Origin of the sequence: Corynebacterium sp. MSK019, from assembly GCF_030232425.1 — a bacterium.
In the GTDB taxonomy this organism is placed as follows: domain Bacteria; phylum Actinomycetota; class Actinomycetes; order Mycobacteriales; family Mycobacteriaceae; genus Corynebacterium; species Corynebacterium jeikeium_D.
Genome location: NZ_JASPJT010000038.1, coordinates 1 through 267 on the forward strand (window position 1 = coordinate 1; position 267 = coordinate 267).

General features: G+C 55.8%; 1 pseudogene. It reads right to left on the bottom strand.

Features of this window, described 5'->3' with window-relative positions:
- Positions 1-267 (bottom strand): annotated as a pseudogene (locus QP982_RS10645) (IS30 family transposase); the annotation flags it as partial.

Consider the following 267-nt stretch of genomic DNA (forward strand, 5'->3'; position numbering starts at 1 on the left):
AAGGGCCTGGTAAATCGACTCGTGGCTAATAGTCATGGACGTATTATCACCCCACAGTGCAGCCAACCTGTCACTGGTCTGACGCGGTGAGGCACCACGGTTGAGCAGATCGACAACCTGGGCGCGTAAGAACCGATTGTCATCGAGTTTGCGCAGCTTAGGGCGAGCAAGACGCCCGCGGCTGGCCTGGTCAGCGTGATAGGCATCGTAGATACCATCGACGCTGTTGCGTGCGATTTCACGACTGATAGTGGATTGACTACGACA